Raw genomic sequence first — 5,948 nt, forward strand, 5'->3', positions numbered from 1 at the left:
TCAACTGTGCGGAGGTGGGACGACGAAATCGAATTCTAACGAATTACCGATTTCTGTCCCACTCTCTTTTTTACTTGTAAAATCCTTGAGAATTTGATATACTATAACAGTTGCCACCCTTAGTGTAATGGATATCACGTAAGATTCCGGTTCTTGAGATGGGGGTTCGATTCCCTCAGGGTGGAAAGAAGAAAAGGTTGAGAAGTCTCTCAGCCTTTTTATCTTATGTTCATAGCTCAAAAAAAGACTCTCAAATTTGAGAGTCTTTTCTAATTGAATTAGTTGATAGATGCTTCTTGGAATTCAGGGTTTTTCCATGCTTCATCAATGATTGCTTGCAATTCATCAGCAGAAGCTTTCATTTTTTGTTGTTCTGCATCGTTCAATGGGATGTTCACTGGACGTACAATACCGTGTGCACCTACGATGGCAGGTTGACCGATAAAGACGTTGCTAACACCATATTGACCTTCTTGGAATACAGAAAGTGGAAGTACTGCATTTTCATCATCAAGGATTGCTTTAGTGATACGAGCAAGGGCAACAGCGATACCGTAGTATGTAGCACCTTTTTTGTTGATGATAGTGTAAGCAGCGTCACGAACGCCTTCAAACAATTCAATCAATTCAGTTTCTTGAACGTTTTGAGTATCTTTAAGGAATTCTTCAAGGTTTACACCAGCGATGTTAGCGTGTGACCATACTGCGAATTCTGAGTCACCGTGTTCACCCATGATGTAGGCGTGTACTGAACGAGCGTCCACATCCAATTTTTCAGCCAAAGCTTGACGGAAACGAGCTGAGTCAAGAGAAGTACCTGATCCGATAACACGTTCTTTAGGGAATCCAGAGAATTTCCATGTAGAGTATGTCAATACGTCAACTGGGTTAGCAGCTACAAGGAAGATACCGTTAAATCCAGATTTCACAACTTCTGTAACGATTGATTTGTTGATCGCAAGGTTTTTACCAACAAGGTCAAGGCGTGTTTCACCTGGTTTTTGAGGAGCACCTGCAGTAATTACAACAAGGTCAGCGTCTGCACAGTCAGCGTACTCAGCCGCATAGATCTTCTTAGGTGAAGTGAAGGCAAGGGCGTGGCTAAGGTCAAGCGCATCTCCAACAGCTTTTTCGTGCAATTGAGGAATTTCGATAATTCCAAGCTCTTGTGCAATTCCTTGGTTGACAAGTGCAAATGCATAAGATGAACCTACGGCACCGTCACCGACAAGGATAACTTTTTTGTGTTGTTTAGTCAAAGTCATGAGTCTAAACGTCTCCTTCATATTTTTTTGAGATAGATTCTCATACGTCTTCATTCTACCACTTTTGCAAGTCTTTGTCATCTGATACAGTATGAATCCTTGATGTAAACGTTTTTACATTTGTACTCCTTAGAAGAAAAATAGGCTAAAATGTGTTATAATAGTATGGTGAATTAAGTAAAGAGAGGCATTTTTTGAATGCAGGATAAGAATCTAATTGATGTGAATTTAACATCAGAAATGAAGACGAGTTTTATCGATTATGCCATGAGTGTTATCGTTGCTCGTGCCCTCCCTGATGTTCGTGATGGTTTGAAACCTGTTCACCGTCGTATTTTGTACGGAATGAATGAATTGGGTGTTACACCAGATAAACCACATAAGAAGTCAGCCCGTATCACAGGGGATGTTATGGGTAAATACCACCCACACGGAGATTCCTCTATTTATGAAGCCATGGTTCGGATGGCGCAATGGTGGAGCTATCGCTATATGCTAGTGGACGGCCATGGGAACTTTGGTTCTATGGACGGAGATGGGGCCGCTGCACAACGGTATACAGAAGCCCGTATGAGCAAGATCGCACTTGAGATGTTGCGGGATATCAATAAGAATACAGTTGATTTTGCAGATAACTATGATTCCAGTGAACGGGAGCCCTTGGTGCTACCAGCACGCTTCCCTAACCTTCTTGTAAATGGCGCTACAGGAATTGCTGTAGGGATGGCTACTAATATTCCTCCTCATAATCTCGGTGAAACGATAGATGCCGTCAAATTGATGATGGATAATCCTGAAGTGACCACTCGTGAACTCATGGAAGTGCTGCCTGGTCCAGATTTTCCAACTGGAGCCTTGGTCATGGGAAGATCAGGTATTCATAAGGCCTATGAAACAGGGAAAGGCTCAATTGTTCTTCGCTCTCGTACGGAAATCGAGGAAACGAAGAGTGGCCGTGAACGCATTGTCGTAACGGAATTTCCATATATGGTCAATAAGACCAAGGTCCATGAACATATCGTGCGCTTGGTGCAAGAAAAACGGATTGAAGGGATTACTGCTGTACGAGATGAATCCAACCGTGAAGGGGTTCGTTTTGTCATCGAGGTACGTCGGGATGCCTCTGCCAACGTTATTTTGAACAATCTTTTCAAGATGACGCAAATGCAGACCAACTTTGGTTTCAATATGTTGGCCATCCAAAATGGTGTTCCAAAAATTCTTTCTCTTCGCCAGATTTTGAGTTCTTATATTGAGCACCAAAAAGAAGTAGTGACTCGTCGGACCATCTTTGATAAAGAGAAGGCGGAAGCTCGTGCGTATATCTTGGAAGGTCTCTTAATCGCTCTTGATCACATCGATGAAGTTATCCGGATTATCCGCAATAGTCAGACTGACGCGGAAGCCCAAGCTGAATTGATGTCTAAATTCAAACTCTCTGAACGCCAAAGCCAGGCTATTTTGGATATGCGTCTTCGTCGTTTGACTGGTTTGGAACGCGACAAGATCCAAAGCGAATACGATGATTTGGTTGCCTTGATTGCTGATTTGACGGATATTTTAGCAAAACCAGAGCGTGTGGCTGCAATCATCAAGGAAGAATTGGAAGAAGTCAAACGCAAGTTTGGTGATGCTCGTCGCACAGAGTTGATGGTTGGAGAAGTTCTTTCTCTTGAAGATGAGGACTTGATTGAAGAAACAGATGTCTTGATTACCCTGTCCAACAAAGGGTACATTAAACGCTTGGATCAAGCTGAATTTACTGCTCAAAAACGTGGTGGTCGTGGGGTTCAAGGTACAGGAGTCAAGGATGATGACTTTGTTCGTGAATTAGTTTCTACAAGCACCCATGATCACTTGCTCTTCTTTACTAATAAAGGGCGTGTCTATCGTCTAAAAGGCTATGAGATTCCCGAATATGGTCGAACAGCCAAGGGTCTACCGATTGTTAACCTGTTGAAATTGGACGATGGAGAGTCCATACAAACCATTATCAATGTTGAGCAAGACCGAAGTGATGAAGCCTATCTCTTCTTTACGACTCGACAAGGTTTGGTGAAACGGACCAATGTAGCAGAATTTTCTAATATCCGTCAAAATGGGTTGAAAGCCTTGAACCTACGAGACGAGGATGAATTGATCAACGTCTTCCTTACAGACGGAAATACAGACGTTATTATTGGTACCAAGTATGGTTATTCTGTCCGCTTTAACGAATCTGTTGTACGTAATATGGGACGCTCTGCCACAGGGGTACGTGGGGTTAATCTCCGCGAAGGTGACAAGGTTGTTGGTGCAAGTGTCGTCACCGATCAGGATGAAGTATTGATTATTACCGAAAAAGGTTATGGAAAACGCACCATAGCGAGCGAATACCCAACTAAAGGCCGTGGCGGTAAAGGAATCAAGACAGCCAATATTACAGAGAAAAATGGTGCATTAGCTGGTCTTTTAACTGTTAAAGGAGATGAAGACCTGATGATCATTACTGATACTGGGGTCATGATCCGGACGGGTGTAGCCAACATTTCTCAGACAGGTCGTTCCACTCAGGGAGTGAAAGTGATGCGACTTGATCAGGATGCTAAAATTGTGACCTTTACAACGGTGCAACCTGATGAAAAGGATGAAGAAGTAGTGGAAGAAAACGAATAGATAAGGGGACAGCATGTCACGCAAAAGAAAAAAGAAAAAGAGTTTACGTAATACTCTTATCAATATCGTTGCAACACTCTTGATTATTCTCTCACTTCTCTTGATTTTCAATGCTCCGATCCGAAATATGATCATGGTATGGCATACCAACCAATACCAGGTTAGCAAGGTCGACAAAAAGACCATTGATAAGAATAAAGAAGTGAAGACGAGCTTTGATTTCCAAGATGTTGAGTCGCTCTCAACGGAAGCTGTTATCAATGCCCAATGGCAGGCTCAACAGCTTCCTGTAATCGGGGGGATTTCGATTCCTGAATTGAATATGAACCTTCCAATTTTTAAAGGACTGGAAAATGTCGCGCTCTACTATGGAGCGGGTACCATGAAGGAAACTCAAGTCATGGGACAAGGGAATTACTCTCTCGCTAGTCACCACGTATTTGGCTTAACTGGAGCAAATGCCATGTTGTTTTCACCGTTAGAGAAAGCCAAAGCTGGTATGAAGATCTACATCACAGATAAAGAAAAAATCTATACCTATGTGATTTCCTCTGTGGAGACAGTGACACCAGACCGTGTCGATGTCATTCAAGACCGTGAAGGTGTTAATGAAATTACACTGGTGACCTGTGAGGATGCGGCAGCAACTTATCGTACGATTGTAAAAGGAAATTTGGAAACTTCTGTTGACTACGACAAAGCTCCAAAAGAGATCCTGGATTCATTTAGCAAGTCCTATAATCAAATGCAACTATAAAAAAATAAAGCCCAAGGCAGTAATGCCTGGGCTTTATGTATATGGCTAGAACTTTGTGAAGGAAGAAGCATTCTTGTAAAATTGTAAGAGATTGGTAATATAATGTAAGGAAGTTGTCATAATATAGAGGGATTTACAGTATATAATAGGATTAGAAAGAGTATGATAAGGAGGTAGAGTAGTGACGAAAGAGCGAATTTATCATCTCTTGCATCATTTCTACAATCTCTTAGTAAATGATTTTCCGCGAAACGGATTAATTACGAAAGGCATCTACGAAGTAGAGCAAGTCTACCAAGCACTAGAGGCGATTCCTCAGAGTCAGGAGTACTTGATTCGATGTGAAATTCAACAATTTTTGAAGGAGTTAGAACAAGTTCAAACGGGTTACCAGATTCGTTTCAATAAGGATGAAGTCTTAGTGTTAGACAATTTGAAACAAGAAATCGCTTGTAAATAATGAAAAGTCGTCATTTTCTCATTTTATTACGAATTAATAGGTGAGGAGGAAATTATGTACGACATTTCATTTATTGAACCATCTTTACTTCCCAGAGAACGTTTGGTTTCTGAAGGGGTGGATAAGCTGAGTCATCAAGAATTGTTATCCATTCTCTTAAGGACAGGCAATAAGAAAAAAAGCGTTTATGAGATTGCACAAGGGCTTTTGAGTTCGGTTAATAGTTTAAAGGAGTTAAGTCAATTAACCCTAGAGGAGCTACAGGAAATCTCTGGCATTGGCCGGGTGAAGGCCATCGAACTTCAGGCTGTGATTGAGTTTGGACGAAGAATTCATAAAGATGAATTAATGAGTTCTGAACAGATCATGAGCAGTCAGAAATTGGCCCATAAAATTCAACAGGAAATCGGCCATAAGAAACAGGAGCACCTGGTTGCCCTCTATTTAAATACGCAAAATGAAATTATTCATCAACAGACCATATTTATTGGAACCGTGAATCGAAGTATTGCGGAGCCACGTGAAATCCTGCATTATGCACTGAAGCACATGGCAACCTCTATCATCTTGGCTCACAATCATCCATCTGGTGCCGTATTTCCCAGTAAAAATGATGATGAAGTAACGCAACGAGTTTTAGAGGCCTGTGAAGTGATGGGTTTAACCCTATTGGATCACTTGATTGTATCTGAAGAAAACTATTATAGTTACCGTGAAGAGACAGATTATTTGGTATAAAAAAGAGAGTGGGACAGAAATCGGTAATTCGTTAGAATTCGATTTCGTCGTCCCACCTCCGCACAGTTGAGTA

5 protein-coding genes and 1 tRNA gene are annotated in these 5,948 nt (G+C 41.5%); 5 read left to right on the forward strand and 1 reads right to left on the reverse strand.

Annotated elements, in window-relative coordinates; translation table 11 throughout:
- Positions 1-113 precede the first annotated feature (113 nt).
- Positions 114-185, forward strand: a tRNA-Arg gene (locus H7T97_RS10010).
- A gap of 93 nt (positions 186-278) precedes the next feature.
- Here H7T97_RS10010 and H7T97_RS10015 read toward each other — a convergent pair.
- Positions 279-1,265: an L-lactate dehydrogenase gene (locus H7T97_RS10015; RefSeq protein ID WP_201090175.1), complete on the reverse strand. Its 987-nt coding sequence runs from the start codon at positions 1,263-1,265 to the stop codon at positions 279-281.
- A 198-nt stretch (positions 1,266-1,463) separates the two neighbouring features.
- Here H7T97_RS10015 and gyrA point away from each other — a divergent pair, with 198 nt between their 5' ends.
- The 4 genes from gyrA (at position 1,464) to radC (ending at position 5,875) form a co-directional block, all read left to right on the forward strand.
- Positions 1,464-3,920: a DNA gyrase subunit A gene (gene gyrA, locus H7T97_RS10020; protein ID WP_201090176.1), complete on the forward strand. Its 2,457-nt coding sequence runs from the start codon at positions 1,464-1,466 to the stop codon at positions 3,918-3,920.
- Positions 3,921-3,933: 13 nt separating this feature from the next.
- Positions 3,934-4,677 (forward strand): class A sortase, encoded by a 744-nt coding sequence (locus tag H7T97_RS10025; RefSeq protein ID WP_009730969.1) that lies wholly within the window; start codon positions 3,934-3,936, stop codon positions 4,675-4,677.
- Positions 4,678-4,858: 181 nt separating this feature from the next.
- Entirely contained in the window at positions 4,859-5,137 is a 279-nt protein-coding gene (locus tag H7T97_RS10030) for a hypothetical protein (RefSeq protein WP_009730970.1), read from the forward strand.
- Between the two features lie 54 nt (positions 5,138-5,191).
- Positions 5,192-5,875: a RadC family protein gene (gene radC, locus H7T97_RS10035; protein WP_045759397.1), complete on the forward strand. Its 684-nt coding sequence runs from the start codon at positions 5,192-5,194 to the stop codon at positions 5,873-5,875.
- The last annotated feature ends 73 nt before the right edge of the window (positions 5,876-5,948 follow it).

The organism is Streptococcus parasanguinis, from assembly GCF_016648925.1.
GTDB lineage: Bacteria > Bacillota > Bacilli > Lactobacillales > Streptococcaceae > Streptococcus.

Excerpts from the sequence above, each read along its gene's own strand:
- H7T97_RS10015 (WP_201090175.1), bottom strand. The coding sequence starts at position 1,265 with ATGACTTTGACTAAACAACACAAAAAAGTTATCCTTGTCGGTGACGGT.
- gyrA (WP_201090176.1), top strand. The coding sequence starts at position 1,464 with ATGCAGGATAAGAATCTAATTGATGTGAATTTAACATCAGAAATGAAG.
- H7T97_RS10025 (WP_009730969.1), top strand. The coding sequence starts at position 3,934 with ATGTCACGCAAAAGAAAAAAGAAAAAGAGTTTACGTAATACTCTTATC.
- radC (WP_045759397.1), top strand. The coding sequence starts at position 5,192 with ATGTACGACATTTCATTTATTGAACCATCTTTACTTCCCAGAGAACGT.